This is a genomic window from Methanoculleus sp. UBA374 (assembly GCA_002508705.1).
GTDB classification, from domain to species: domain Archaea; phylum Halobacteriota; class Methanomicrobia; order Methanomicrobiales; family Methanoculleaceae; genus Methanoculleus; species Methanoculleus palmolei.
The window spans coordinates 1-22,863 of the sequence record DAYL01000035.1; the positions used below are offsets into that span (position 1 = coordinate 1).

The 22,863-nt window shown below is 59.4% G+C and carries 26 protein-coding genes and 3 tRNA genes; 10 read left to right on the forward strand and 19 right to left on the reverse strand.

Going from position 1 to position 22,863, the window contains the following annotated elements:
- Positions 1-650: 650 nt before the first annotated feature.
- The 4 genes from BRA42_RS14245 to BRA42_RS14260 form a co-directional block, all read right to left on the reverse strand.
- Positions 651-722: transfer RNA gene (locus tag BRA42_RS14245), tRNA-Cys, on the reverse strand.
- A gap of 973 nt (positions 723-1,695) precedes the next feature.
- Positions 1,696-1,974, reverse strand: coding sequence for a MoaD/ThiS family protein (locus tag BRA42_RS14250; protein WP_292410744.1), 279 nt, complete (start codon positions 1,972-1,974; stop codon positions 1,696-1,698).
- Entirely contained in the window at positions 1,971-2,720 is a 750-nt protein-coding gene (locus tag BRA42_RS14255; RefSeq protein WP_292410766.1) for a HesA/MoeB/ThiF family protein, read from the reverse strand. The genes BRA42_RS14250 and BRA42_RS14255 overlap by 4 nt, the downstream gene beginning before the upstream one ends.
- A gap of 196 nt (positions 2,721-2,916) precedes the next feature.
- Positions 2,917-2,988, reverse strand: a tRNA-Cys gene (locus BRA42_RS14260).
- Positions 2,989-3,225: 237 nt separating this feature from the next.
- Between BRA42_RS14260 and BRA42_RS14265 the strand changes: the two genes are divergently transcribed.
- The gene (locus BRA42_RS14265; RefSeq protein ID WP_292410745.1) at positions 3,226-3,555 is read left to right on the forward strand and encodes a transcriptional regulator; all 330 of its coding nucleotides are present in this window, start codon (positions 3,226-3,228) and stop codon (positions 3,553-3,555) included.
- Positions 3,552-4,346, forward strand: coding sequence for an ATP-dependent sacrificial sulfur transferase LarE (gene larE, locus BRA42_RS14270; protein WP_292410746.1), 795 nt, complete (start codon positions 3,552-3,554; stop codon positions 4,344-4,346). The genes BRA42_RS14265 and larE overlap by 4 nt, the downstream gene beginning before the upstream one ends.
- Here larE and BRA42_RS14275 read toward each other — a convergent pair.
- The 3 genes from BRA42_RS14275 to BRA42_RS14285 form a co-directional block, all read right to left on the reverse strand.
- Positions 4,343-5,278: a TIGR00269 family protein gene (locus BRA42_RS14275; RefSeq protein WP_292410747.1), complete on the reverse strand. Its 936-nt coding sequence runs from the start codon at positions 5,276-5,278 to the stop codon at positions 4,343-4,345. The genes larE and BRA42_RS14275 overlap by 4 nt on opposite strands.
- Before the next feature lie 4 nt (positions 5,279-5,282).
- The gene (locus tag BRA42_RS14280; protein ID WP_292410748.1) at positions 5,283-5,477 is read right to left on the reverse strand and encodes a MoaD/ThiS family protein; all 195 of its coding nucleotides are present in this window, start codon (positions 5,475-5,477) and stop codon (positions 5,283-5,285) included.
- 116 nt (positions 5,478-5,593) lie between these two features.
- Entirely contained in the window at positions 5,594-5,941 is a 348-nt protein-coding gene (locus BRA42_RS14285; protein WP_292410749.1) for a hypothetical protein, read from the reverse strand.
- A gap of 51 nt (positions 5,942-5,992) precedes the next feature.
- Between BRA42_RS14285 and nadA the strand changes: the two genes are divergently transcribed.
- Complete coding sequence (gene nadA, locus BRA42_RS14290; protein WP_292410750.1) at positions 5,993-6,982, forward strand: quinolinate synthase NadA; 990 nt, start codon at positions 5,993-5,995, stop codon at positions 6,980-6,982.
- A 28-nt stretch (positions 6,983-7,010) separates the two neighbouring features.
- Here the strand turns inward: nadA and cysE are convergent, their stop codons facing one another.
- From cysE to BRA42_RS14315, 5 genes are all read right to left on the reverse strand, one after another.
- Complete coding sequence (cysE, locus tag BRA42_RS14295; protein WP_292410751.1) at positions 7,011-7,958, reverse strand: serine O-acetyltransferase; 948 nt, start codon at positions 7,956-7,958, stop codon at positions 7,011-7,013.
- A gap of 18 nt (positions 7,959-7,976) precedes the next feature.
- Positions 7,977-8,906, reverse strand: a complete 930-nt coding sequence (cysK, locus tag BRA42_RS14300) for a cysteine synthase A (protein ID WP_292410752.1) — start codon at positions 8,904-8,906, stop codon at positions 7,977-7,979.
- Between the two features lie 75 nt (positions 8,907-8,981).
- Positions 8,982-10,451 carry a homoserine O-acetyltransferase MetX gene (gene metX, locus BRA42_RS14305; RefSeq protein WP_292410753.1) on the reverse strand — a complete coding sequence of 490 codons (1,470 nt, stop codon included), beginning with the start codon at positions 10,449-10,451 and terminating at the stop codon, positions 8,982-8,984.
- Between the two features lie 84 nt (positions 10,452-10,535).
- Positions 10,536-11,915, reverse strand: a complete 1,380-nt coding sequence (gene pscS / locus BRA42_RS14310; RefSeq protein WP_342770537.1) for an O-phospho-L-seryl-tRNA:Cys-tRNA synthase — start codon at positions 11,913-11,915, stop codon at positions 10,536-10,538.
- A gap of 17 nt (positions 11,916-11,932) precedes the next feature.
- Positions 11,933-12,004, reverse strand: a tRNA-Cys gene (locus BRA42_RS14315).
- Between the two features lie 159 nt (positions 12,005-12,163).
- Between BRA42_RS14315 and BRA42_RS14320 the strand changes: the two genes are divergently transcribed.
- Positions 12,164-12,454, forward strand: coding sequence for a hypothetical protein (locus BRA42_RS14320; protein ID WP_342771108.1), 291 nt, complete (start codon positions 12,164-12,166; stop codon positions 12,452-12,454).
- Here the strand turns inward: BRA42_RS14320 and BRA42_RS14325 are convergent.
- The 3 genes from BRA42_RS14325 to BRA42_RS14335 all read right to left on the reverse strand — a co-directional run bounded on the left by BRA42_RS14325 (position 12,408) and on the right by BRA42_RS14335 (position 15,146).
- Positions 12,408-13,241 (reverse strand): esterase/lipase family protein, encoded by an 834-nt coding sequence (locus BRA42_RS14325; RefSeq protein ID WP_342685858.1) that lies wholly within the window; start codon positions 13,239-13,241, stop codon positions 12,408-12,410. The genes BRA42_RS14320 and BRA42_RS14325 overlap by 47 nt on opposite strands.
- 226 nt (positions 13,242-13,467) lie before the next feature.
- Positions 13,468-13,809, reverse strand: a complete 342-nt coding sequence (locus tag BRA42_RS14330) for a hypothetical protein (protein ID WP_292410755.1) — start codon at positions 13,807-13,809, stop codon at positions 13,468-13,470.
- A 122-nt stretch (positions 13,810-13,931) separates the two neighbouring features.
- On the reverse strand, positions 13,932-15,146 hold the full coding sequence (locus BRA42_RS14335; RefSeq protein ID WP_292410756.1) for a deoxyguanosinetriphosphate triphosphohydrolase family protein: 1,215 nt from the start codon (positions 15,144-15,146) through the stop codon (positions 13,932-13,934).
- Positions 15,147-15,299: 153 nt separating this feature from the next.
- Between BRA42_RS14335 and BRA42_RS14340 the strand changes: the two genes are divergently transcribed.
- Positions 15,300-15,965: a dihydrofolate reductase family protein gene (locus BRA42_RS14340; protein ID WP_292410757.1), complete on the forward strand. Its 666-nt coding sequence runs from the start codon at positions 15,300-15,302 to the stop codon at positions 15,963-15,965.
- A 98-nt stretch (positions 15,966-16,063) separates the two neighbouring features.
- On the opposite strand, the gene BRA42_RS14585 is transcribed toward BRA42_RS14340, so the two are convergent.
- On the reverse strand, positions 16,064-16,324 hold the full coding sequence (locus BRA42_RS14585) for a hypothetical protein (protein WP_422655806.1): 261 nt from the start codon (positions 16,322-16,324) through the stop codon (positions 16,064-16,066).
- Here BRA42_RS14585 and BRA42_RS14350 point away from each other — a divergent pair.
- Positions 16,323-16,592, forward strand: a complete 270-nt coding sequence (locus tag BRA42_RS14350) for a type II toxin-antitoxin system RelE family toxin (RefSeq protein ID WP_292410758.1) — start codon at positions 16,323-16,325, stop codon at positions 16,590-16,592. The two genes, BRA42_RS14585 and BRA42_RS14350, sit on opposite strands and share 2 nt — an antisense overlap.
- A gap of 165 nt (positions 16,593-16,757) precedes the next feature.
- On the opposite strand, the gene BRA42_RS14355 is transcribed toward BRA42_RS14350, so the two are convergent.
- A complete protein-coding gene (locus BRA42_RS14355) occupies positions 16,758-17,132 on the reverse strand; it encodes a sensory rhodopsin transducer (protein ID WP_292410759.1) in 375 nt (124 codons plus the stop codon).
- Positions 17,129-18,322, reverse strand: coding sequence for a D-arabinono-1,4-lactone oxidase (locus BRA42_RS14360; RefSeq protein WP_342770536.1), 1,194 nt, complete (start codon positions 18,320-18,322; stop codon positions 17,129-17,131). The genes BRA42_RS14355 and BRA42_RS14360 overlap by 4 nt, the downstream gene beginning before the upstream one ends.
- Positions 18,323-18,534: 212 nt before the next feature.
- Between BRA42_RS14360 and BRA42_RS14365 the strand changes: the two genes are divergently transcribed.
- The 3 genes from BRA42_RS14365 (at position 18,535) to BRA42_RS14375 (ending at position 20,295) form a co-directional block, all read left to right on the forward strand.
- Entirely contained in the window at positions 18,535-19,512 is a 978-nt protein-coding gene (locus BRA42_RS14365; protein WP_342770535.1) for an AEC family transporter, read from the forward strand.
- Positions 19,513-19,823: 311 nt separating this feature from the next.
- Positions 19,824-20,027, forward strand: a complete 204-nt coding sequence (locus BRA42_RS14370) for a hypothetical protein (protein WP_292410762.1) — start codon at positions 19,824-19,826, stop codon at positions 20,025-20,027.
- Positions 20,028-20,082: 55 nt separating this feature from the next.
- The gene (locus BRA42_RS14375) at positions 20,083-20,295 is read left to right on the forward strand and encodes a hypothetical protein (protein WP_292410763.1); all 213 of its coding nucleotides are present in this window, start codon (positions 20,083-20,085) and stop codon (positions 20,293-20,295) included.
- A 371-nt stretch (positions 20,296-20,666) separates the two neighbouring features.
- Here the strand turns inward: BRA42_RS14375 and BRA42_RS14380 are convergent, their stop codons facing one another.
- Positions 20,667-20,972, reverse strand: coding sequence for a winged helix-turn-helix transcriptional regulator (locus BRA42_RS14380; RefSeq protein ID WP_292410764.1), 306 nt, complete (start codon positions 20,970-20,972; stop codon positions 20,667-20,669).
- A 367-nt stretch (positions 20,973-21,339) separates the two neighbouring features.
- On the opposite strand from BRA42_RS14380, the gene BRA42_RS14385 reads away from it, so the two are divergent.
- Positions 21,340-21,747 (forward strand): hypothetical protein, encoded by a 408-nt coding sequence (locus BRA42_RS14385; protein ID WP_292410765.1) that lies wholly within the window; start codon positions 21,340-21,342, stop codon positions 21,745-21,747.
- The last annotated feature ends 1,116 nt before the right edge of the window (positions 21,748-22,863 follow it).

Consider the following 22,863-nt stretch of genomic DNA (forward strand, 5'->3'; position numbering starts at 1 on the left):
TACGTTCACAATTGTGAACGCCAGATCGTATGTAAGCTATGCGCATACAAATAGATTCTCAAAGAGGCGATTTTTTCCGGTTCTCCTGCTGATCGGATGACCGGAGTGGCTCCCGGTCAGGAGATAACGCACCGTCACCGCCAAAAGGCGATCCGCCATGCGGCGACCCGGGGCGGTCACGGTGCCCCGAGGAAGGCTCGACTCAAGAAAATTGGCCGAGGATTTCCGCGACTTAAGTCGTGGGAGGAATCGGCCCTTCGCATATCCCGTTACACTTTCACCCCGCGCACGGCTATACTTAATATCTGTTGCGCCATGGAAGGCACGAAGCAGGAGCATCTCCTGCGGATCACGGCTATACACCGGCGCAAACGACACCACAGTGCAGCGACATTGCTGCCAGGGCCGCCGTCAACCGGCCTATTGCGGTCCGCTCCCCAACACGCGGGGGAGAGGTGGAATCGCGAAGCCTGTAAAGAGCATGATGCCATCTACGGTATCATGCCTCCGACTTTCAGTCGGGGGTAGTTGACAGGACCGGTAGACCGGTGTGGTTGACCGGGTTTGAGACGAACACAACAAAAGATACGCTTCCTTGCAGAGAGAGGATAGCGTCGCATCAGCGATCCAAATGCTGAAAGAAGAGTAAGAGCCAGGGCCCGGATTCGAACCGGGATAGAGTTGATCTGCAGTCAACCGCGTAGCCACTCCGCCACCCTGGCAGGGTCGGTCCATTTTCGAGTGGTCTACTCTATCTGTAGGACATCGATCCATAAGTATACGGACATTTTGGCAAACTTTGCCGTGTAATCTTGCCGCTTTCCCAACGGTTATCTTTAAGCCGGTGATATAGAGAGTATTCACAATTGTGAATAGGGATGATCATGCGTACACCGATGCCGCGTTTCGGAGAGGTACCCGCCAGGAGAGGGAAAAACCAGGTGGGATTTACCGCTACGGGACGCAGTGCACGGGGCGCGAAAGAATACTGTCGCCTGTGATTGCCTAACCTCCCGCGTACCGGACAGCGGCCCTTGCGTCTTCGGGCCGCTGTATCGGCCGTACCAAAGAGAACTCCGTGAAAGCGTCGCGAAAGATACGGCCACATATTTTTGCGGACAGAACCGGTCGATTAAAAAACAGAACTTCATACGAAGGTGAACATAATGCACAGACGAAACGTTCGGATTCTCCGATCAGGCAGCCAATCCCTCAGACAGGAGGACCCGGACTCCCGGGAAATAGGGCCTGAAACGAGAAGGTTCCATACCGACACCATAACAAGCGTGGACCTCGACAGATGGCTCAGGCAGAATAAGTAGACTCTCAGCACCGGGCCGGAGGGAGGAGGAGAGCAGCCCGCCGAAAAGGCGAATCTTCCCCCTCTCCCAGACATAATTTCCTGAAAACCTCACAACACGTTCTCCTTTTGCCGATCAGGAACGCCGCACCATTCCGAAACTCCGGCCTGCAGGAGGTCACAACTCTCCACTATTTGCTGGCTTTACGACCCGGCAACCTGCACGATTGCGGCAGTTCTCAAAGAGACGCCTGAAATCGGTCCCGAAAAAGTATCATTCAAGGTGACGCTCATCCCGTTCCGCAAAACAACTGAGAGAAAAAAAGGGCAGCGCCGGGAGATGCGGAGTCGCCCACGAAGCAAGCCCCAAACAACCCGGCGGGGCTCCGTATCCGTTAGCCTCCCGCAACCGGCGGAAAGACAGCCACCTCGTCTCCCTCGGAGAGGAGAGTCCTGTCCGCAGCAGCAGCCGGAACCCTTTTTCCATTCCGCATCAGGATAACAAAATCACGAAACGCTCCGTGTTCGTCAAAGATCGATCCATAGCCTTCGCTGTTCTGCGACGCAGCATCCCGTATAAGATCGGAAAGCGACGTATTCTCCGGTGCATCGACGACCCGGCTTTTTCCGAGCAGTTCCCCGAACCGGGCAAAGAAACGAAGAGTAACTTTCATAGTGCATCTCCCCCGTGTCTGGTCCTCCCGCCGCAAACCTCGCAGGACGGGTTCCGTTCAAGTGCAATCTCTTCCACCACAGACCGCTCCCCATCCCAGAGGAGAAGACGATCTGCAAGCAGCTCGCCCGTCCCGACAAGGTATTTGATCACCTCGGTGGCCTGCACCATGCCGATGAATCCCGGCGTAACCCCAACGACCGGAAATACTTCCTTTTGCGGGGGGTTCGGGAACGTACACCGAAGACATGCGGTTTTTCCGGGAAGAATCGTGGTTGCCTGCCCGTAGAACCCCCGGATTGCACCGTGAAAGAGGGGGATCTTCTTCTCAAAGGCAACCTGGTTGAGCAGGTAGCGGAGAGGGAAGTTATCCATCGCATCGACGATCCCGTCGGCCTCCCCTACGAGGTCGCGCACGTTCGTCTCGTCGATCGTCGTATCGATAACCTCCACGGCAACGTCCGGGTTGATCTCCCGCAGTTTCTCCTGCGCGGATGCCGTCTTCTTCCTGCCGATATCCCGGTCGTAATGAAGGATCTGACGGTTCAGGTTCGTCCGCTCCACGGTATCCTTATCAACAAGAATAATCCTCCCAACTCCTGCGACGGCAAGGTAGATGGAGATGGGGGAGCCGAGCCCGCCCGCCCCGGCAATGAATATCGTCGCATTCTTCAGCCGCTCCTGGCCTTCTTCGCCAAAGAGCATGATCTGTCGTGAATATCGTTCACGTTCATTCTGTGAAAGCATCAGCATCCTCTCTTCCTGGAATGTCATTCAGACGGTTCGGTTCTTCGAGTGCAAACGCCCGAAACTAAGCGGGAACGAGACTCTTCACCGCACCCGCATCCGCCCTCACAGGAGTAAGCCCGATATTTCAAATTTGCTCCGCGGCACCGGCACTGCCGGATCGGCCTCCTGCATTAAATCGAGGCCAGTCGCAAAGAGCCAGAGCCCGGATTCGAACCGGGATAAAGTTGATCTGCAATCAACCGCGTAGCCACTCCGCCACCCTGGCACAGGGGTTCACAATTGTGAACCCGCTATATTTCTATGCTCCCTCCCACACTATTATAGTTCTTCTTCAGGCAATTCTTTCCACATTTTGGTGAATAGGGACTCAATATCATCATCGAGGACTCTGGTGGGGGGCCGACCCCGCTGATGCAGATGTACAAAATCATTTTGTATTCTCACACCCATTCACAATTGTGACGAGATCACATTTCGGGCAGCACACATGAGGTAACCGTCAATGGATTTACCCTGTCAGAAGATTATATGGGGCGTCCTGCCTGCAATTCGGGCGGCAATCGCGGTGGACCTTGTAAAATGCGGGGTCTCCCAGACCCAGGCAGCACGGCTGATGGAGATCGCTCCCTCCGCGGTCTCCCAGTATCTCTCGGGAAGACGTGGATATCGCGTAGAGTTCAATGAAGAGGCGAAGGAAGCCATCAGGTCTCTTGCATGGGACCTCAAGGAAGGACGGGTGGAGAACCTCGGCAACCGGATCTGCGAGATCTGCAAGCAGGTCCGGGGCGAGGGTGACCGGTGCGGGACCGGGCAGGAATCTCCGGAACCATGAGAAACGATCCGAAACGAGCCCTCCTTGAGCAGAAGATCGCAGGGAAGGGTTCGATGCTCGTTGCCTTCTCCGGCGGCGTGGATAGCGGGCTTCTCGCGGTGGTTGCCGAAGAAGTGCTCGGGAATAAGGCACACTGCATCCTCCTCGACAGCCCGCTCGTGCCGAGAGCGGCGATCGCGGAGGCAGAGGCTATTGCGAAGGAATTCGGCCTGTCGTTCGAGATTGTACGCGCGCCCGATCTCGACGAAAACTTCCGGAAGAACCCCCCGGACCGCTGTTACTACTGCAAGAAGAAGGATGCGGCAATCCTGAAGAAGAAGGCGAAAGAATATGGCTTTGCCGTCGTTGCGGACGGGATCAATCTCTCCGACACGGCCGAGCATCGCCCCGGCCTTGCGGCAAGTTCTGAAGAAGGAGTGGTGCATCCCTTCATCGAGGCCGGTCTGACAAAGGAGGATATCAGGCGCATTGCACGGGAAAGCGGCCTCCCCTTCTGGAACAAACCTTCGGCCGCCTGCCTCTCTTCCCGCATACCCTACGGAGAGGAGATCACCGATATAAAGCTTGGAATGATAGAATCTGCCGAAGAACTCCTCCATGAACTCGGCTTTGGCCAGGTCAGGGTCAGGTGCCACGGAACGATAGCGCGGATCGAGGTCGAACCGAAGGAGATGGAGCACCTTCTTATGGAGCGCGAGACGATCGTCGCCGGGTTCGAAGAGGCCGGTTTCTCCTACATCGCGCTCGACCTCATCGGATACCGAAGCGGGAGCATGGACGAGGTGCTTTAGGCTCCCGGGGGAGAAAATTTTTCTTTTCGCCCGAGCAGCCGGCAGACCTGGCAGACCTCGCCGGTCGTGGGTTCGCCGCAGATGCGGCAGGTGCCGGGCGGGCCCTTCGGCTCCGTCGGGCGGGCCGAGCGCCGGACCCCGTCGCGGAACTGCAGGAGGCGGCCCATCGTGCCCGGGTGGCGGTGCTCCAGCCCGGCAAGCATCGACCGCACCTCCGACCGGAGCGCGGTGACGGCGTACGGGCACTCGGGCAGGTCGCGGAAGTAACCCCGGAGAAGCAGGTAGGTCGTGATCTCTTTCTCGGAGAGGACAGAGAGCGGTTTTATCCGCGGGACGAAGTGCCCGGGTTGCCCGGTCGAGGTATCGTGGATGATATGAGGCAGGTCGCCGCGGAGCACGTTCATGAGGACCGACTGCGCCTCATCGTCGAGGTTATGGCCGGTAGCAAGTTTCGTCGCACCGATCTGCTTTACCGCTTCGGCGAGCGCACGCCTGCGCAGCACACCGCAGACGGTGCAGGCCCGCCCCTCCCTTCCGGCAAGTATCCTGTCGAGATCGTCTCCGAAGATATCGACGAACGTGACGATCACATGCTCGACGCCGAGTTCATCCGTCAGAGCCTTTGCGGCCGTGATCGTCTCCTCGCGGTAGCCTGCGATGCCTTCGTCGACGGTGACCGCGATGAGGCTTCCTCCCAGCGCTGGCAGGAAGCGGTGGAGCATCAGGAGGAGGGTGGTACTGTCCTTTCCCCCGCTCAGGCCGACGGCGATCCGATCGCCCGGGGATACCATTTGTCCGCGCATCATGGCGGCGAAGACGCGAGCCTCGGCGTCTTCGATGAAGTGACTGGCGCATAACCGCCGCTCCGGCTCGATGAGGTGAACGACCGCAGGTTCACTGCACCGGGAGCACCGGTTCGCCGCGGGAGGCACCGGTTCACCCGCCGTGCGAGAACTGGATGACCTGGATCTCGTCGTCCTCTCCCGCCGTCACGTCCTCGGGGACGACTCTGCCGTTCTTCACGACGATCACGGTCGTCGGGTTGATCCCGAGTTCAAGGAGGAGTTCCTCTATCGGTATGGGGGGGCGGGAGACCGTCCGCGCGCTTTTATTCGGAAGAATGATCCGCATACGTCTCTAGAGCGTTGATCCCGCTACCCCATAAATATCCTCTAAGCAGCAAGAATACGGCAGATACGCCCTCAACAGCAGACCGTGGATCTCCCTTCCAGTCGATGTATTGCAGGTCAGGGGACGCACCCATCCTCGCTCTCGTAGTGCTGCAGGATCGAGAGAGCGGCATCCCGACCGAGCCGATCCGCGATGAAGGTGAGGAAGACCTCGATATACCCGGGAGGGACACACCCGAGACTCTCGCTTCCATCAAGTATCAGCCCGGTGAGATATCGGAGGTCGTCGTCGTCAAGTCGCTCCAGCCGCTCCCGGAAATCGGCGGAATCAGCCGCGTAATGGTTCGCAAGCGGCGGAAGAATAGATCGATACGGCCCCCCCGAACCCGCACAGGCCAGCCCCGTGCACTCCGGAGCGGCTTTCTTCAGGATCATCGTGTCCCGTTCGGATAAAATTCGCGCCATGAGATCTCCTCCGTGGGGGCCGGAAAATCCAGCCGTGCCACACATTAACAATTGTTAAGTGTACACAGGGATAACAGTTGTGAACAAGATTACACCCTGACCAGAAGAGGTTGTGATACCATCCCGTCTACCAGTCTCGATCAAACGCTCATCGAACGGATCGCCGAGTTGAAGGAGGAGCAGAACGCCGTCATCCTCGCACACAACTACCAGGTCCCCGCGGTTCAGGAGGCCGCCGACCTCGTCGGGGACTCGCTCGAACTCGCACGGGCAGCGGCGACGATCGATACCGATGTCATCGTCTTCTGCGGCGTCGACTTCATGGCCGAGACGGCCGCAATCCTCTCGCCGGAGAAGACCGTCCTTCTCCCCGCAATCGATGCCTGCTGCCCCATGGCCGAGATGGTCACCGCCGGCGAGGTGCGGGTGCTCCGCGAACGTTTCCCGGAGGCCGCCGTCGTCGCCTACGTCAACACCTCCGCTGCGGTCAAAGCAGAGAGCGACATCTGCTGCACCTCCGCAAACGCCGTTGCCGTCGTCGAGTCGCTCGCAGCGGAACAGGTGATCTTCCTCCCGGACAGAAACCTCGGCCGCTACGTCGCCCGGTTCACGAAGAAGAAGATCCTTCCCTGGGAGGGCTACTGCATCGTCCACGACCGGATGACGGCCGACGAAGTGACGGCCGCACGCCGTGCCCATCCCGGTGCCGAGGTGCTCGTCCATCCAGAGTGCCCGCCTGGGGTGATCGACCTTGCCGACCACGTCTTCTCGACCTCAGGGATGGTTCGGCACGCCTGTGCGAGCCCCGGGCGCGAGTTCGTCATCGGCACTGAGGTCGGACTCCTCCACCAGCTCGAGAAACGGTGCCCGGGAAAAATGTTCTACCCCCTCTCGAGCCGGGCAGTCTGCGTCAACATGAAGAAGACCGGTCTACCGGAGGTGCTGGCGGCCCTGGAACACCTCGAACCGCGGGTGCTGGTCCCGGAGGATATCGCCGCCCGGGCGCGGGTGGCAATCGAGCGGATGCTGAACCTTCCCTGATATAATTTCGAACGGGTTTCAGAGTTCCCTAAGAGCGTCCCTTTTGCCTGACGAACCGGTCCCAGTCCCAGGGTTCGTCGAGTACCTGCACCTCGACGTCCCGGACGCCGTTTACGTCGAGCACCCGGCGCCGGACCTGCTCCGTAAGGTAGTCGACGAGCGGACAGGCGGTGGTGGTCAGGACCATCTCCACGAGCACCGATGAGTCCTGGACGGTGATCCCCTTGACGAGGCCGAGGTCGACGACGTCGATCCCGACCTCCGGGTCGATCACCTCTTTGAGCGCCTTCCGGACATCCTCCTCAAGCGCGATCTCCTCCTGGCGTTTTCCGGCGCCGGCAAACACCCCGGACCGTTCCATGGCCCGGAGCCGCTCCTCGATCCGGTTCTGCCGGTCGAGCAGGCGGCTGACCACCCGGAGCATCGGGTCGGGAAGGTCGCCGTGGTCGAGGTCGCGCTCCCCGGGGCACTTCGGGCCGGCGATCCTGCCCGGAACGCCCACGACCGTCGCGCCGGCGGGGATGGAGCGGATGACGACCGAACCTGCTCCGATCTTCGCCCCGCGCCCGACGGTGACGGGACCGAGGACGCTCGCTCCCGTCCCGATGACGACGTTGTCCTCGATGGTCGGATGCCGTTTCACCCGTTCGAGCGCGGTGCCGCCAAGCACCACGCCCATGTAGATCAGGACGTCGTCGCCGACCTCCGCCGTCTCCCCGATCACGACGCCCGAACCGTGGTCTATGAAGACCCGGCGGCCGATCTTCGCGCCGGGGTGGATCTCGATCCCGGTCAGCGCCCGGGCGAGATGTGAGATGAGCCGGGCCAGAAAGTAGAGCCGGTGGCAGTAGAAGACATGCGCGATCCGGTGCGCCCAGACCGCGTGGAGGCCCGGGTAACAGAAGATCACCTCAAGCGTCGACCGGGCCGCCGGATCTTTTTCAAAGACCGTCCGGATGTCTTCCCTGATGCTCACCGCATCTCACCCATAACTTCACGCTTCAAAGAGATCGGTCGACAAGTAACGCTCGCCGGTATCCGGGAGGATCACGACGATCACCTTCCCCTCGAACTCCTGCCGGGCGGCGACCGCGCAGGCGGCGTGGACTGCCGCTCCAGACGAGATGCCGGCAAGAATCCCCTCTTTCGCGGCAAGCAGGCGGGCCATGGCAAAGGCATCCGCGGAGGCGACCTGAAGTATCTCGTCGACGAGGTCGGTCCTGAGGACGCTCGGCACAAACCCCGCCCCGATTCCCTGGATGCGGTGCGGGCCGACCGGCCCGCCCGAGAGGACGGGAGATTCGGCAGGCTCGACGGCGATTGCCTTAAAGGAGGGTTTTCGCGCCTTGATGACCTCGGCGATCCCGGTGATCGTCCCGCCCGTTCCGACGCCGGCGACGACGGCGTCGACGGTCCCGTCGGTATCCCGCCAGATCTCCTCGGCCGTCGTCCGGCGGTGGATGGCAGGGTTTACCGGGTTATCGAACTGCCGGGGCACGAAGTAGGTGTTCGGCTTTTCGGCGGCGATCCGGGCCGCACGGTTGACCGCACCTCCCATCCCCTCGGCCCCGGGCGTGAGGACGACCTCAGCGCCAAACGCTGCGAGGAGTTTACGCCGCTCTATGCTCATTGTCTCGGGCATCACCAGTATAAGCGGGTATCCGCGGGCCGCGCAGACGAATGCGAGTGCAATCCCCGTGTTTCCGCTCGTCGCCTCGATGATCGTCGTGCCTTTCCGGATCTCCCCGGTCCGCTCGGCTTCATCAATCATCGCAATCCCGATCCGGTCTTTCACGCTCCCCATCGGGTTGAACGATTCCACCTTGGCGAGGACCGTCGCCCGGGAGCCTTCCGTCACGCGGTTCAACTGGACGAGCGGCGTGTTCCCGATCGTCCAGGTGATATCATGATATATCTTTCCCATAAATATCAGCCTCCTTTCAATCAATCATGGTATTTGAATCAGCCGTACCGACATCTCCCCGCCGTCCCTCGAAGGTTATGCGCATCGCCCTATCAGCGTACTGATGGCATCGCTCGATATGAGGCCGATCACCCGCCGGTCGGCGTCGACGACGGGAAGAGCGGATATCGAGCGCTCCTCCATCCTTCGAGCGGCCTCCGTGACCGACTCGTCCGGGGAGGCGGTGACAACCGAGCGGGACATGATCTCGTCGAGGCTTCCGTAACCGCAGGCGACCGCTTTCGCGATATCCCAGGAGGTGACGATTCCGACGAGATCACCCCGTTCGGCAAGCACGGGAAGGTGATTGACGGCATTCTCGATCATGATCCTGGCTGCATCGTTAATGGAGGCCCGTTCGACGATGGTCGGGGCACCGGTCTCCATAACGTCCCGGACGAGCAGGTGATCGAGGAACGCGCTGATAAGGTAGTTCAACTGCCCGTTCTCGAGGAGGAAGGCGTCGTGCCCGTAGTTCGATCGGATCTCACAGTACTGGACGTCGACCCCGTTTGCCGCCAGGGCATTGACGATCTCTTCGGACTGATACGGCGGGTAGAGCCAGTCGGATGAGACCGAGACGACCAGGAACGAGGCCTTCACTCCGGAAAAGCCGGCGGCGAGTGAGTCGTCCACAGCGAGGTCGAAGTAGTCGAGCGCCCGGGTGATGTAGAGGTAGGAGTTGGGGTCGAACCGCCGGGTGAAGGTGTCGCCCTGATGATGGAGGTAACTCTCGACCTGGAACTCGGTGGCAAACCCGTAGCCGACGGATTCACGGTCCTGCAGGTTCCGCCCGAACTTCTCGCGCATCGCTCCGTCGGAGAGGTAGGTGATGTGCCCGATCATCCGGGCGAGTCGAAGTCCCTGCACCGGCGGAGAATCGGCCGGGTAGTCTCCACCCGCCCATGCGGGATCGGTCGTGATCGCCTGCCGCCCGACCTCGTTGAAGGCGATCTGCTGGGCGGTTGAGCGTGCGGTCGTGGCGATGGCGATCACCTTCCGAACCGCCTCCGGGTAGGCGACCGCCCACTGGAGCGCCTGCATCCCCCCCATCGAACCGCCGGCCACCGCAGCGAGGCAATTGATCCCGAGGTGCTCTATCAACCGCTTCTGCGCCCGGACCATGTCCCTTATCGTGATCACCGGAAACGTGAGAGCGTAGGGCCGTCCCGTTGCGGGATTAGCGGAAGCCGGCCCCGTTGACCCTTTGCACCCGCCGATGACGTTCGAGCAGATGACATAGTAGCGGTCGGTGTCGAAGGCCTTTCCGGGCCCGACGACGCCGTCCCACCATCCGGGCCGGGTCTCGCCTTCGTGGAAACCGGCAGCGTGCGCATCCCCGGTGAGAGCATGGCAGACCAGGATCGCGTTGCTCTTCTCCCGGTTCAACCGCCCGTAGGTCTCGTAGGCGATCGTCACCGGCGCGAGGACCGCGCCGCTCTCGAGGGTGAGGGGTGCGGGGAAGGTGGCGTATTCCGTCCTCACGGTGCCGACTGATCCGGGCATCTCACGCATCCCCGAGCGCCTGATTGAGGGCTTCGATGATATCATCGCAGAGGGCAGACGCGCCCGTCCGGCAGTGGTTCGTGCTCATGCTGGTCCAGTCCCGGTTGCAAGGGGGAGATCGTACTTCGCGGCGATCTCCTGGAAAGCCTCCGTCAGGTAACGGATCTTCTTCCAGGAAAGGCCGAAGGTGTTCAACTTCCATGTCCGGGTGGCGCCGGCAAACTCGCCGACGATTCCCCGCCGGGAGAGTTCGTCGGAGAGGAAGAAGCCCCGCCGCTTGTGAGTCGACGCGACCCGGTCGAAACTCCCGGTAGTGTCCACTTTGGTGAGGGTGTGTTTCCGCGGGTACTCCGAGAGGACTTTCGTGCCCTCTATGGCAAGGAGACCGTCGATGAAGTAGTTGGACTTCTTCACTTCCTCATCCCAGCGGAGGGTACGCTCCCGGACGGTCGGGAACGAGGCGATCATGGCGATGAGGTTCGCCCCCATGAGGGTGCACCCGAGCATTTCCACCTCCTTGATGCCGAATTTCCGGTGGGTGAGGTCCCCGGTCATTGCCGTGGTCCGGAAGACCCGCGGCGCCCACTCGGCGGTGGCGGCGATGACCCCGGACGGAGCGGGGGAGGCCATGCTCTTATGCCCGGACCCGACGACGAAGTCAGCCCCGAGCGCTTTGCCGTCGACCGGCATGACGCCGACAGTGTAGGCGCCGTTGACGAGGAAGGGGATGTCGTACTGGTGAACGACCTTTCCAATACCGGCGACGTCGTGAACGTTTCCGAACAGGTAGTCGACATGGTCGATCATGGCGAGTGCCGGGGTCTTCCCGGTCTCCCGTAAAACGGCCTCGATCTTTTCGGCGACGGCGTCGGGGGTGACCAGGTTCTGCTTTGAGACCGGGACCTCCTTCACCGCACCCCCCGCCCCTTCGACAGCCAGGAACTCCGTGTAGTGGGCGAGGGCCGAGACGATGACCGGGTCGCCCTTGCCGACGAGCGTCGAGGTGACCGCCTGAAACCCCCTGCGGGCCCCGGAGACGACACGGGCAACATCCATGTTCAGAAACCGGGCCAGGTCTTCGTGAAACGCTGCGATGGGGGGTTTGGTGATCTTGTCGAGACGGAAGGGCTTGCGGCAGGCGTCGCAGGTGGAGTAGCCGTCGCCGTAGGCGATGAGCGCCTTCCTCGCCTCGGGGGTCAGGCGGCCGGCGGCCTGGATCGGCTGGATATTGATGATTTCCTCCTCCCGATTCCGGATACCGAGGCTGCCCGCAATCTTCGTGACCGACGGGGAGCCGGTCCCCGCCTCCAGGTCGTCGAGGATGGCGCGGACCCGGGCGACACCCGCCCGGATTGCCTGCTCTTCGCCGGGGTCCGGGCCGGTCGGGAGCGCCTCCCGGAGCACCTCCCGGATATCCTCAAGCGCAAAGAGTGCTTCGAACGTCTTCTGAACCTGTTCTTTCATCGTGAGACCTCACAAAAAGCCGAGACCCGGAGTCGAACCGGGATAGAGTTGATCTGCAGTCAACCGCGTAGCCGTTCCGCCACCTCGGCAGGGTTCAGGATTAACAATTGTTAACTATACCTATGATAGGTAACAATTGTGAATACTTATACCTTAGGGTCATTCCGCACACTAGTGAGGGAGAACGAGCAGGAGAAGAAGAGAGCAAAAAAGCAGGTTTTTTATCCCGGTGGGACCTATCACCGCTCATGAGTGAGACTAACGGTCATTTCGAGGGAGGACGCTGGGTCCTTACCCCTGCCCCCGAGCCGGAACCCGAACCGGCACCGGCCGCTCCCCACGTTAAAGAACATATGCACGAGGCATCTCAATCGGTCAGGAGGGCGGTCAACGATGTGATGAACGCGGGCCACCATCCCTTCGGAACACCTGAAGGCCACGAATATATCGAGCAGGCGGCGCGAAAGGCAGGGGAGGACCTGGAACAGGCGGTTAGCGCCTGGGCGGAGTCTGCGCGGCAGGCCCTGCGGAGGCGGTGAGGTACTCCCTGACGCGGGCGACGACCTCGGGGTTCCTCGGCAACCGGGTGTGGCAGTAGTGCTCCGGGTTCCGGACGAGGTTCGCGGGGTCCTTCGGGAGCACGTCCACCGCCGCACCGGGGAGGCAGGAGTCGCTGTGGGGGACGATGCCGTCGCCGGCATACGTCGCCCGCCACCCTCCGCCCGGGGCGAACTCCCAGGTTTTGCCGTCGAAGGCCGGAAAGAACGCCGGGGCCGCGGTGAGGTTCGCGCCGAGGATGACCCGGTAGGCGATATCGTTGCGGGTCCCGGCGGCCCGGAGCGCTGCAACGATCCGGCTCCCCGGCCGGAATTCCTGGACCATGGTGTCGTCGTCGGGGGCGTAATCCTCCGGCACGAAGACCCCGGCGAGGCGCCGGATTACCTCAGGACCCCGGTCGGGGTCGTTGAAGAGTTCGGCCATGGCCGAGCCGTTGTTCGGGGGGCCGATCCCGACCAGGAGCCGGACCTGCTCCTCCCGCCTGTTGCCGTCGAGGACTTCGAGGAGGTACCGGGCGATGCATGTCCCGAGCGAATGGCAGACGATGTCGATCGGGCCGTCGTATCCGGTCTCCTCCCGCTTCGTGCGGATGCAGTCCCGGAGGGCAAGGGCGATCGTCTTCGTCCCGGCATCCTGGACGGGCGTATAATCGAACTTCCAGACAGGGACCGCGGCCTCCGAGAGCGCGGGGGCGAGGCGGTTCCAGATGCCGGGATGGCTCCGCCACCCGTGGACCAGGACGGCCGGGCATCTCAGGTTCGCTGGAATGGTATTACGCCTCCATCTCGCTGATAGCGGTTCATTCCTTCATGATCTGATGATTCTCTACGAAGAAGATTTCGACGGAAGGACTATCCTGCCGTCATCCCTCGCGGGAGATCCACCCGGAGCACGGTCTCACAAAAGGGTAAATCAGTCTCTTTTCCAGGTACCCCCTTTTGAGGCGGAACGGCAAGCCCGATATCCTTTGCGTGGGCACTGCCCGGCGAGCCGGCTAACTCACCTCAATCCGATATTGATACTTCCTGCCGATGTCCCCGTCCAGCGTGATGCTAACTCTTTTTGTCTCCCCCGCGGGGATGAATACTTTTGTCGAGACCTGGTCGCGGGTGAACCCCTTCTCCTCATCGATCAATGCTGCCGTTACGGTGACATCGCCGTCGCCCCCGTCGTTCTGTACCTCCGCGTTGACGTTGTACATGAGTCCCTTGGAGAGGCTGATGTCCGTGGTTGCCGAGTCCTGCACGACCCTGGGGTTGGGGCCGCCCAATCCCATGCAGCCGGTTGCCAGAACAAGAACTGCAACCAGACCCAGAATGAGGATTCGCTTGCTCATGATGAGTATTATGAGCCGTATCGACATTTAAAAATAAGGTAACTGACAGATTGCGCTCATAGCGTTGAAGATGATGAATTGCCGGCCGGGAATGCGGCCGTTGGTCACGGTCTTTTCGGGTCTCACGGCAAGTGTCCGTCCCTTCCCCGGTACCTGAACCGGACCTTCTCCGGGAGGATGCTCTGCCGGAAGACCTGTTCGAAGTAGCGGTCCGTCATCCCGGCGATGAAATCCCTCGCGAGTTCTGCCGGGCGAGCGGCAGCGATATATGCCGGAGATACCCACGGCGCCCGGATCAGGTCCTCATAGACCGGCGAGGCCTCGCGCTCCTCCTCGATATCCTCACAGATACGCTCGAAGAGATACCGGAACATGAACCGGATCTTCCCCTCGTTCGCAAGAAGCCTCGGGTTCTCGTAGATATGATGCAGATTGAACTCTTTGAAGGCCGCCACGCACGCCGAAGCTTCGGCCGAGAAAGAGATGCAGTCGGCGTCGTAGCTGTTCGCGACGATGTCCTTGATGAGGACGTCGAGCACCGTCCGGTTGATACCCGATAGGCCCTCCCTTTTCGTGAGCCCGAAGAGAGCTCTACATCTCTCCGGGAATTCTGCGAGGTCGGCGTCGCCGATGACCTCAACCTCGAGGGCGTCCGCAAGGTCGCGGCCAAGATAAGAGATGCTGTCGGCGATCCTCACGACGCAGCCCTCGACGGTGAGGGGGAGGGCGTCGCCTCCGCGCTCGATCTTCTGCAATTTCGCGGCAAACGAATCCCAATCAGCCTCGCCCTCGACGGCGAGGCTTTGATCGTGGACCTCGCCGTTATGGCAGAGGATACCGTCCAGCACCTGCACCGTGAGGTCGCAGCCCTCGACGCCGTCGAGAAAACGGACGCTCTGAACGTTGTGCCGGAACCCCCCGATCCTGTGCTCCCGGCAGAGTTCGTCCAGGCAACGCTCCCCGAGGTGGCCGTAGGGCACGTGGCCGATGTCGTGGCCGAGGGAGATCGCCTCGATCAGGTCCTCGTTCAGGCTGAGGGCTCTTCCAATCGTCCTTCCGATCTTGGAGACGAGCTGGACGTGGAGGACGCGGTGGGTGATGTGGTCGTTCTCGACGAGGTAGAAGACCTGGGTCTTGTCGATGTAGCGCGAATACGCCTTCGAGTGGACGATCCGGTCGGCATCCCGGAAGTACGGCGGACGGATCACCGGTTCCTCGGGTCTTTTACCGGACCTCCGCAGGTAATCGGCGTTTCTGGTCGCCCGAGACGAGAGGAGTGATTCATGGGCGGCCATGTTCCGGGTCATCCGGTCGTAGATGCTTTTCGGGATCTCCATCGGGTATCCTCCGGGACGGTACTCCTGTCCTGAGGTCTTCCAGTAAGGAATTCTCGGCAGGGAGAGGGGATAGGGTTTTCTCTTTTACCCGAAGGCGTCCGGCGTTGAGGCGGGTCCATGTGTCTTATATTCCGGCAGTTGCAACCTCCCGGCATGTATCCTGAAGTAATCATCCACAACAGCGTGAGCCTGGACCACGCTGTAAGGGGCTTCGACGTTGACTTGACCTTGCACTACGGCGCACTTCTCGCCCTCGAACCGGGAGCGGTCCTTGTGGGTTCGGCCACGGCAAAATCCGGGATCGAGATGTTCCTCGATATCACGCAGTCGGAGTCGGAAATCGACCGGCATCGACCCGAAATGCAACCGGACGACCGCCGTCCCGTCAGCGTCTTCGTCGACAGCAGGGGCGTGCTCAAAGACCTGCTCCACTTCTACCGGAACATGAAATACACCCGGGATGTCATCGTCCTTGTCGCGGAGACAACGCCGGAAGACTACCTCGACTACCTTCGCGAGCGGGAGTATCCGTTCATACGGTGCGGTAGGGAGCGGGTGGATCTTGGGGCGGCGCTCCGGGAACTCCGGGAGCGATTCGGGGTCGCGCGTGTGGTCTCTGATTCCGGCCCCGACCTAAACGACGTCCTGATCCGGGAGGGGATCGCAGATACGATCAGCCTGATCGTCCACCCGGTCATCGGAGGCGACGGAGAGAAGAGATTGTTCGACCGGATCGAGGACCGGGTGGCGCTGAAATTGCAGAAGGCCGTGCCGATGGAGCGGGGCACCGTTCACCCGGTGTATACGGCAAAGAGGTGAGCGGGCGATCCCGACCTCCCGGTCGGTGCCCTGCCGGAAAGTTACCTGCGGCTCCAGTCATTCAGATGCGGCAGAGCACCGGAACACCTCAACATTTATTATTCTACTCTTCCAAGATACCCGTGCAGACGAGAGAGCGGCAGGGGTGATGGACGGTAATCAATATCAAACGGCAATACATCGTAGCCGACGACGACAGAAAGGTCGGGGTCGTTCTCGACATCGAGACCTTCGAGAAGATCGAGGAACTCCTCGAGGACTACGGGCTTGCGTTCTCTATGGAAGAGGTCGAGGAAGAAGAGGCCCTCTCGCTCAACGAGGCTCAGCAGTGCTATGCGCGTATGAAGAAGCGATAGCATGGCCCTTTGCCGCTATAAGAAGACGTTTTTGAAGGATCTGGCAAAGGTCCATCCGGACTATCGGGAAAGAATCGAGGCTCTGGTGTTCGAGAAGATCCCGGCGTCGGAGAATTTTCTTGCAGAGTTCGACGTCCAGAAGACCCGGGGCTATCAGGATTATTACCGGATTCGGGTGGGACAATACCGGAGAGGTTGCCGGAGACAGGACGAAATTCTCATCTTCTACCGCGTGAAGAGCCGTGAAGAGATCTATAGCGTCTTTCCCTGAAGAGCTCCGGATCGGAAATTATCGGCCGGCCTTCACTCTTTCTTGGCGGCGGCAAAGCCGGTGAGAAGCGCCCCGGTGACACAGGAGACCAGGCCGAGGGTCCTGGTGTGCGAGGAGGCGTTATCCGTTTTTGACAGCACAAGAGGGAGGCCGCTCCGCCCTCCGTCACTCTCCCGGAAACGCCATCGTGGTGCAGATCGCGTTCTCAGCCCTGCCCGTATCCTGCCGGCTGAACTGGACCACGACCGGCACGTCCGACTCGATCACCGCCGCGTAGTCCGTGTCGAGGGGCATCGCCTCGGGGTTGATCAGGTCGTTGAACCGGAAGTTCCGGACGCGCTCCGCTGCCACGTCGAGCGGATAGGGGCCCACCGGGTCGCGATCAGTGTAGAAGATCGTGATCTGGAGGTGTGCGTCCCGATCCGTGGCGTTGAGGACGGAGAGGGAGTCGTTGCTGGTGCAACGGGGCTCCTTCCCGGTGCTGTAGAGGGGAATATGCCCGCCGGGCACCACCCAGAGGGTGCGGCCGATCGGCTTCATTCGCCGCCCTCCAGCAGGTCGTAAAGGGGAGGAGTCATGAATACGCCGCCGGGGTCCATCTGCCGGCGGATCTTCCTAAACCGGTCCCACTCCGGGTAGAGCGGCCGGAGGTCGTCCGCTTTCAGCGTGTGCTTCTTCGCCCAGTGAGGCCGCCCTCCGTATTCCACGAATATCGGCTCGATATCCCGGAAGTAATCCCAGAAAGGCAGCGTTGCGTTCTGATGAAGGGAGATGGTGACCGTCGGGCGCCCGGAAGCCACCGAGAGGCAGGAGTCGTCCGGGGCGACGGTGCGGTAGAGCACCCGCCACCCGACGTTCCTGCGGTGCTTCTCCAGCACGGCCGTCCGCACCCTCTCGAAGCACTCGTAGCCTGTCTTTGCAGGCAGCGCGTACTCCATCTCGTGGAACTTGAGGCTGCGGCTCTTCGAGAGCATTCGGTGTGCCGGACCGGTCCTGTCCTCGACGAGGGTTGCGTATGGGATATCGTCGGGCCCTTCGCCGGGCCGGTTCCAGGTCCGGAGTTTTACGGTGTCGCTCCTCGGATACCAGTAGAAATCGAAGTTCCGGTTCTCCGCTATCAGATCTTCGAGGTGGAGGCAGCACCGGTCGATCGTCGTGCACCACTCCCGTCGCCGGAGATCGTATGCCGACAGGAGGCGGAGGCGGAGGGCGGTGAAGATGCCCAGCGTGCCAAGCGAGACCCGCACCGCACGCACGAACTCAGGGTCCTCCTCGATAGAGAACGCCATGATCTCCCCCGCGGCGGTGAGGAGCCGTCCGCCGACGAGCATACAGGAGAGGCTCTGCATGCTGCGCCCCGTTCCGTGCGTTCCCGTGGCAATCGCCCCCGCCACCTGTTGCACGTCGATGTCGCCGAGGTTCGGCACGGCGAGTCCGTGGGCGTGCAGGGCGTCGCCCAGAACGTGGAGGGGCGTCCCCGGCAGCACCGTGGCCTCGCTCTGCCCGGGATCGTACGACGCGACACCCCGAAGGTGCGCCAGGGACACGAGGATATCGTCGGTAACAAATATCGGGGAGGAGGTGTGCATCGAACCGATCGGGCGGACGGTCTTTTCCTCCGCCGCCGCACGGCGAACGATCCGGGAGAGTTCCTCCTCGCTCGTCGGCCTCTCGATACGCCCCGGGGTGAACCGGAGACTCCCAGACCAGTTTACCAGTTCTTCGGTCATAGCACCCCTCGCAACCCCGACGGTGCAAAGAGTCCGGCCGCTTCATCCGGCCGGGCCCGCCCACCCCAGGGGTGTTTCCGGATACCCGGCGATGCCTGTGTCCGGGGTTTCGGGTCAGTTACGCAGCCCTCTGTATATAAACCTGTCCGCTCCGCCGGGAGCACCGGGTGTCCGCGAAGTGCACCTCCGTGGCGTCCGCCGGATAGTATTAAATGAAGTGGCGGGCACCCCCACCGGCCATCGAGGCGGCGTCCCGGGTGAGAAGCATGGACTTCCTTTACGTTGCAAATAATGTCGTCATCCTCTTCCTCCTGCTCGGCGTAGGGTACGGTTCCAGCGTCACCGGGATACTGAACCAGAACACAACATGCCATCTCAGCAAATTCGTCCTCTACGTGACCCTTCCCGCTCTCATCGTCGCCTCGATGCAGGTGCCGATCACCCCGGAACTGGTCGAGGGGATGCGGGACCTCGCCCTCGCGATCCTCGTATTTTATGCAGTGTCCCTCCCGATCGCCTGGATCGTGCCGGGTCTCTTGAACAGCCCTCCGGAGGAGGCAAGCATCTACAGGTTCGTCCTTGTCTTCTCAAACATTGCTTTTATGGGCTTCCCCATCATCGAGAACCTCTTCGGTACGGAGGGTCTCTTTTATGCAGCCATCTTCAACATCCCGTTTCGAGTCCTGATCTTCTCGATCGGCGTCCTGATGATCACGGGAGCGGGAAGTGCAGGACGGCGGCTCACTCCGGGCGTGCTGGCCAGTCCCGCCATCCTCGCCTCGTTCCTCGGCCTTGCTCTCTTCCTCACCGGCGTGAGGATACCTTCTCCTCTCATCGATCTTCTCGATCTCCTTGGGGGTACGACAACCACGCTCGCCATGGTCGTCGTCGGGAGCATCCTCGCATCCCTTCCCGCCCGGGAGGTGGTGCAGAATCGGAAGGCCTACCTGGTAAGCCTGACCCGTCTCCTCCTGATCCCGGCAGTTCTCTGGCTCGTGCTCCGGACCGTCACCACGGACCCCCTCGTCATCGGTGTGGTCGTCATGCTCGGGGCCATGCCCGCCGCAGCCAACTGCGCTCTACTGGCGGGCGAGTACGGAGCGAACCCGGAACTGGCGTCCAGTATCGTCTTCATCTCGACGCTCGGCTCGGTCCTGACCATCCCCTTCATCGCGACGGTGCTCTTCTGAACGGAGGGGAGGCTGAAATATCTCAGCACTTTCGGCTCCGCTCTGTCGGGATACCCGTGCAGGCGAGGGAACGGCAGAGCTCGTTCTCGGCATCCTTGAGGTAGTCCCAAACGCGTATGAGGCCATTCCGGCCACAGGCTCAACCGATGAAAATCGGTGACCCGGCTCCCCTCTCCACCTTCAAACCGATGTTCATGCGAACGGCGATGTATAGAACCGGGTTCCATAATCCGGCCGCCTGATAAGCAGAATTCGGGCCGGGAGAGCCTTCACCCGCCATTGTAAATAGGATCAGCACTTACAATATTATCATGACTGCATCTAAGCGTATACCGGTCTCAGAGGGGGTATGGGAGGACATCTCCGAGCTCAAACGCCCGGGACAGACGTTCGACGATCTCCTCTCTCACATGGTGGAGCAGGAGAAGAAGCGCCGGTTCATCGAGGATATGGATCGCATCGAGGCAGAAGGGGATTTCGTGGAGCTGAACTTTGACGTTCCGGATACTGATTAACCGCAAGGCCCTTGAGAGTATCCAGAGTTTCCGCCCGAAAAGTCGCCGGATCGTCATGGAGAAACTGAAGACCCTTCAAGAAGATCCGTTCCCCGGCAGCGGAAGCGATAAGGAACGCCTGTATGTGCAGGGACGGGAGGACACCTATCGCCTTCACATAAGCCACACCTTCACGGCCTTCTATCGCATCTATGAAGCAGAAAAAGAAGTTCATGTTCTCGCCGTGGTGCCGATCGAGCAAGCGCACAAGTGGTATGGACGTTTTTGAACTACGCTAACATAGCGCCGGGCTCTATAATCCAGCCGCCCGGTGTGACTTTTTATCACTTCAGTGCGCGGTCTCGGGGCAAGGAAAAAGCTAATTAGTTGAGAATAGAATATTACAGAGTAGTAAGGGGGTTTCCCCACCTTACTTGTTCACGCACTGTGCGACGATCAGAAGCGTTACCAGGCCGATAGCCAGCCACACGGGGATGGCGCCCCTTGTGAATGCACTATCCGGCAGGCAGATGTTGTACACGGGCCTTGCAACCAACTGTACGGTTTTCTGCTGCTTAACCAAATAAACCATTTAACTCACCTGGGAACGGAAGGCTCTTGGTGGTCCTTTCCGCCCCCCTGTGAATTGATGCCGTATCATTACTGATTGCCCCCAAGAGATTTTAGGAATTGGAGAAACAGATATGCTCCTGCCCCTATCAAGCAGATAAGACCAAGGAGTTTGATTAATTCCTCCTGATCCATCTGGTCAAGGGTATTGACGTATTTATTAACGGTATTACGGTTTACACCGAGATGTTGCGCGATCTGCGCGTTATTCATCCCCCTGTTCCGGAGAATCACAATCTCTTTGAGCATCGGTGGGTTCAAGTTATATTTTCTGGCCAATTGGACAAACTCATCATTCGCTCGGTCCATATCGCCCTTATCGAGATTGGATTGCATAATAGTATTTACTACCTGCCGGCATTTAAATCTATTGAATAAAAACAATCTACATGATGAGGCCTTATGCAAAATGCCGTATTATAGATCCGGGGTTCAAGGAGTGCGAGAAAGCCTACGGCTTTAACCGTGGAGAGCATCAACTGCCGAATTTCTTTACAATGAATTTTATTCAAGTGCGACATATTATTCCGGTTAGACGTACTGTGCTCTGTAAGTGCCGGTTTCCGGAATCAGGGAAATCTTTCCGGAGTCCGGGAAAATCTATTATCATCTTTAGATAGTTTAGTGGAAAAAAGATTTATATACCAGAATATCTTTCTTTGGCACGATCCTCTGATCGCGTGATGCGCTCAGGAGACCCGCAATGGAGGTGAAAACGACGGATATTTTGAGATATATCAAAAATTTGCTCATTTCTAATCTACGTTCTGCCAAGGGACCGATAGCAGTGATCTATAGGAAATTGCTTAACTGGATTAAGACCACTGGACCCATGACAATTGTTGGAGAGTCGATCAAACTAATTTTAGAAACCCATAAGCAGAACCCGCCCCAAGCACTCCTTCTCATGGGCGGCGTTGCCATTACAGTATCAATAGTGCCTGTCTGTGGGGTTCTAGCGCTTCAAGGCATACTTGTCCCGGAAATCATTCATGCCTATGTGATAGCTTACTTGGCTCTCTCCGGAGCCAGCGGAATTGCGATGGCTCTCAACCCGGACTCTTCATCGGGCTATGGTCTGAATTCAGGCAAATTTTACACGAACCCATAAGAGCGCCGAGGCGAGGATCACAGGATCGAATTATCGATCCTCTCCTTTCATCCGTAGACTTTCTTTACAATGAATATTATTCAAATGCAATATATTATTCCCGTTAGGCCCCCGGTGCTTCGTGAGTGCCGGTTTCAGGAATCCGGGAAACTTTCTCATCATCTTTAGATTTCTCAGATAGGCTTTTATGTCGGGTGGCACGTTTTGAGGTTATTTGTTACCTAAAATAAAAATATTTTATCACGTATTTTGTTGAAACAAATGGTATAATCACTCAGATGCATCACCTTCCGCGTGTATGATGCGACTTACGGTAACACTCCCATACTACGTATATCAGTCTTTCCACTGGGATGCACCGGATCAACATTTCTTGAAATTTAGAGATATACTTGCCGATTCTTCAAATATCACGATTCTAAAGAGATTAAGATAATCTGGGTTTCTGAATTTCTTTACATCTGTTACCTAAAATTCATCGGGGGTGAGAAAGAGGGTTACAAGAATATGAACTTTTCCACAAGCGTTATGAGGGGTCTAATTTTCCACAGTTATTCATCAAAAAAACTTTAGGAAAGTTATCGCGGGTGCCGGTTGATCCCTTTCTTTCGATTCACGCACCCGAGAAGGGTGCGACGGGGTCTCAAAGCAGCACGTCAGCGACACCGTGCGATTTCAATCCACGCACCTGCGAAGGGTGCGACAACCGAGTGGCCGGACATCTGCACGCCGTGCCTGATTTCAATCCACGCACCCGTGAAGGGTGCGACCGCCAGTTGATCGATTTTTCCGAGGAGATCTATATTTCAATCCACACACCCGCGAAGGGTACGACCACAACCCGCCCAGATCAAACAACGAGAGCTAAACTGGGATGCCCTCGACGACCTCTTCGACGCAGATCGGCGGGATGCCGTACAGGATTGACACTTCTTCCACGACCTGCCTGCGCGGAACCCCATCCCGGAGCCTGCTGGCTACTGTCCGGCGGACATCGTATGCAATTTGCTCGTCTTCATAGACTCCATCAACGTGGCCATATTTTATGAGGTAGCGGCAGGCCTCTTCGGGGGCATTGGCATAGATATATTGTTGAGGTCATCCCAATACTCTCGC

Coding starts and splice junctions, on each gene's coding strand:
- BRA42_RS14385 (WP_292410765.1), top strand. CDS start 21,340: ATGGAGGTGAAAACGACGGATATTTTGAGATATATCAAAAATTTGCTC.
- BRA42_RS14280 (WP_292410748.1), bottom strand. CDS start 5,477: ATGCGGATCATTCTTCCGAATAAAAGCGCGCGGACGGTCTCCCGCCCC.
- BRA42_RS14375 (WP_292410763.1), top strand. CDS start 20,083: ATGGAGAAACTGAAGACCCTTCAAGAAGATCCGTTCCCCGGCAGCGGA.
- BRA42_RS14285 (WP_292410749.1), bottom strand. CDS start 5,941: ATGGCGCGAATTTTATCCGAACGGGACACGATGATCCTGAAGAAAGCC.
- BRA42_RS14350 (WP_292410758.1), top strand. CDS start 16,323: ATGGCCCTTTGCCGCTATAAGAAGACGTTTTTGAAGGATCTGGCAAAG.
- metX (WP_292410753.1), bottom strand. CDS start 10,451: ATGCCCGGATCAGTCGGCACCGTGAGGACGGAATACGCCACCTTCCCC.
- BRA42_RS14265 (WP_292410745.1), top strand. CDS start 3,226: ATGGATTTACCCTGTCAGAAGATTATATGGGGCGTCCTGCCTGCAATT.
- BRA42_RS14250 (WP_292410744.1), bottom strand. CDS start 1,974: ATGAAAGTTACTCTTCGTTTCTTTGCCCGGTTCGGGGAACTGCTCGGA.
- BRA42_RS14355 (WP_292410759.1), bottom strand. CDS start 17,132: ATGAAGCCGATCGGCCGCACCCTCTGGGTGGTGCCCGGCGGGCATATT.
- cysK (WP_292410752.1), bottom strand. CDS start 8,906: ATGGGAAAGATATATCATGATATCACCTGGACGATCGGGAACACGCCG.
- pscS (WP_342770537.1), bottom strand. CDS start 11,915: ATGAAAGAACAGGTTCAGAAGACGTTCGAAGCACTCTTTGCGCTTGAG.
- BRA42_RS14380 (WP_292410764.1), bottom strand. CDS start 20,972: ATGCAATCCAATCTCGATAAGGGCGATATGGACCGAGCGAATGATGAG.
- larE (WP_292410746.1), top strand. CDS start 3,552: ATGAGAAACGATCCGAAACGAGCCCTCCTTGAGCAGAAGATCGCAGGG.
- BRA42_RS14330 (WP_292410755.1), bottom strand. CDS start 13,809: ATGAGCAAGCGAATCCTCATTCTGGGTCTGGTTGCAGTTCTTGTTCTG.
- BRA42_RS14585 (WP_422655806.1), bottom strand. CDS start 16,324: ATGCTATCGCTTCTTCATACGCGCATAGCACTGCTGAGCCTCGTTGAG.
- BRA42_RS14335 (WP_292410756.1), bottom strand. CDS start 15,146: ATGGAGATCCCGAAAAGCATCTACGACCGGATGACCCGGAACATGGCC.
- BRA42_RS14360 (WP_342770536.1), bottom strand. CDS start 18,322: ATGACCGAAGAACTGGTAAACTGGTCTGGGAGTCTCCGGTTCACCCCG.
- BRA42_RS14340 (WP_292410757.1), top strand. CDS start 15,300: ATGTATCCTGAAGTAATCATCCACAACAGCGTGAGCCTGGACCACGCT.
- BRA42_RS14255 (WP_292410766.1), bottom strand. CDS start 2,720: ATGCTTTCACAGAATGAACGTGAACGATATTCACGACAGATCATGCTC.
- BRA42_RS14320 (WP_342771108.1), top strand. CDS start 12,164: ATGAGTGAGACTAACGGTCATTTCGAGGGAGGACGCTGGGTCCTTACC.
- BRA42_RS14370 (WP_292410762.1), top strand. CDS start 19,824: ATGACTGCATCTAAGCGTATACCGGTCTCAGAGGGGGTATGGGAGGAC.
- BRA42_RS14365 (WP_342770535.1), top strand. CDS start 18,535: ATGAAGTGGCGGGCACCCCCACCGGCCATCGAGGCGGCGTCCCGGGTG.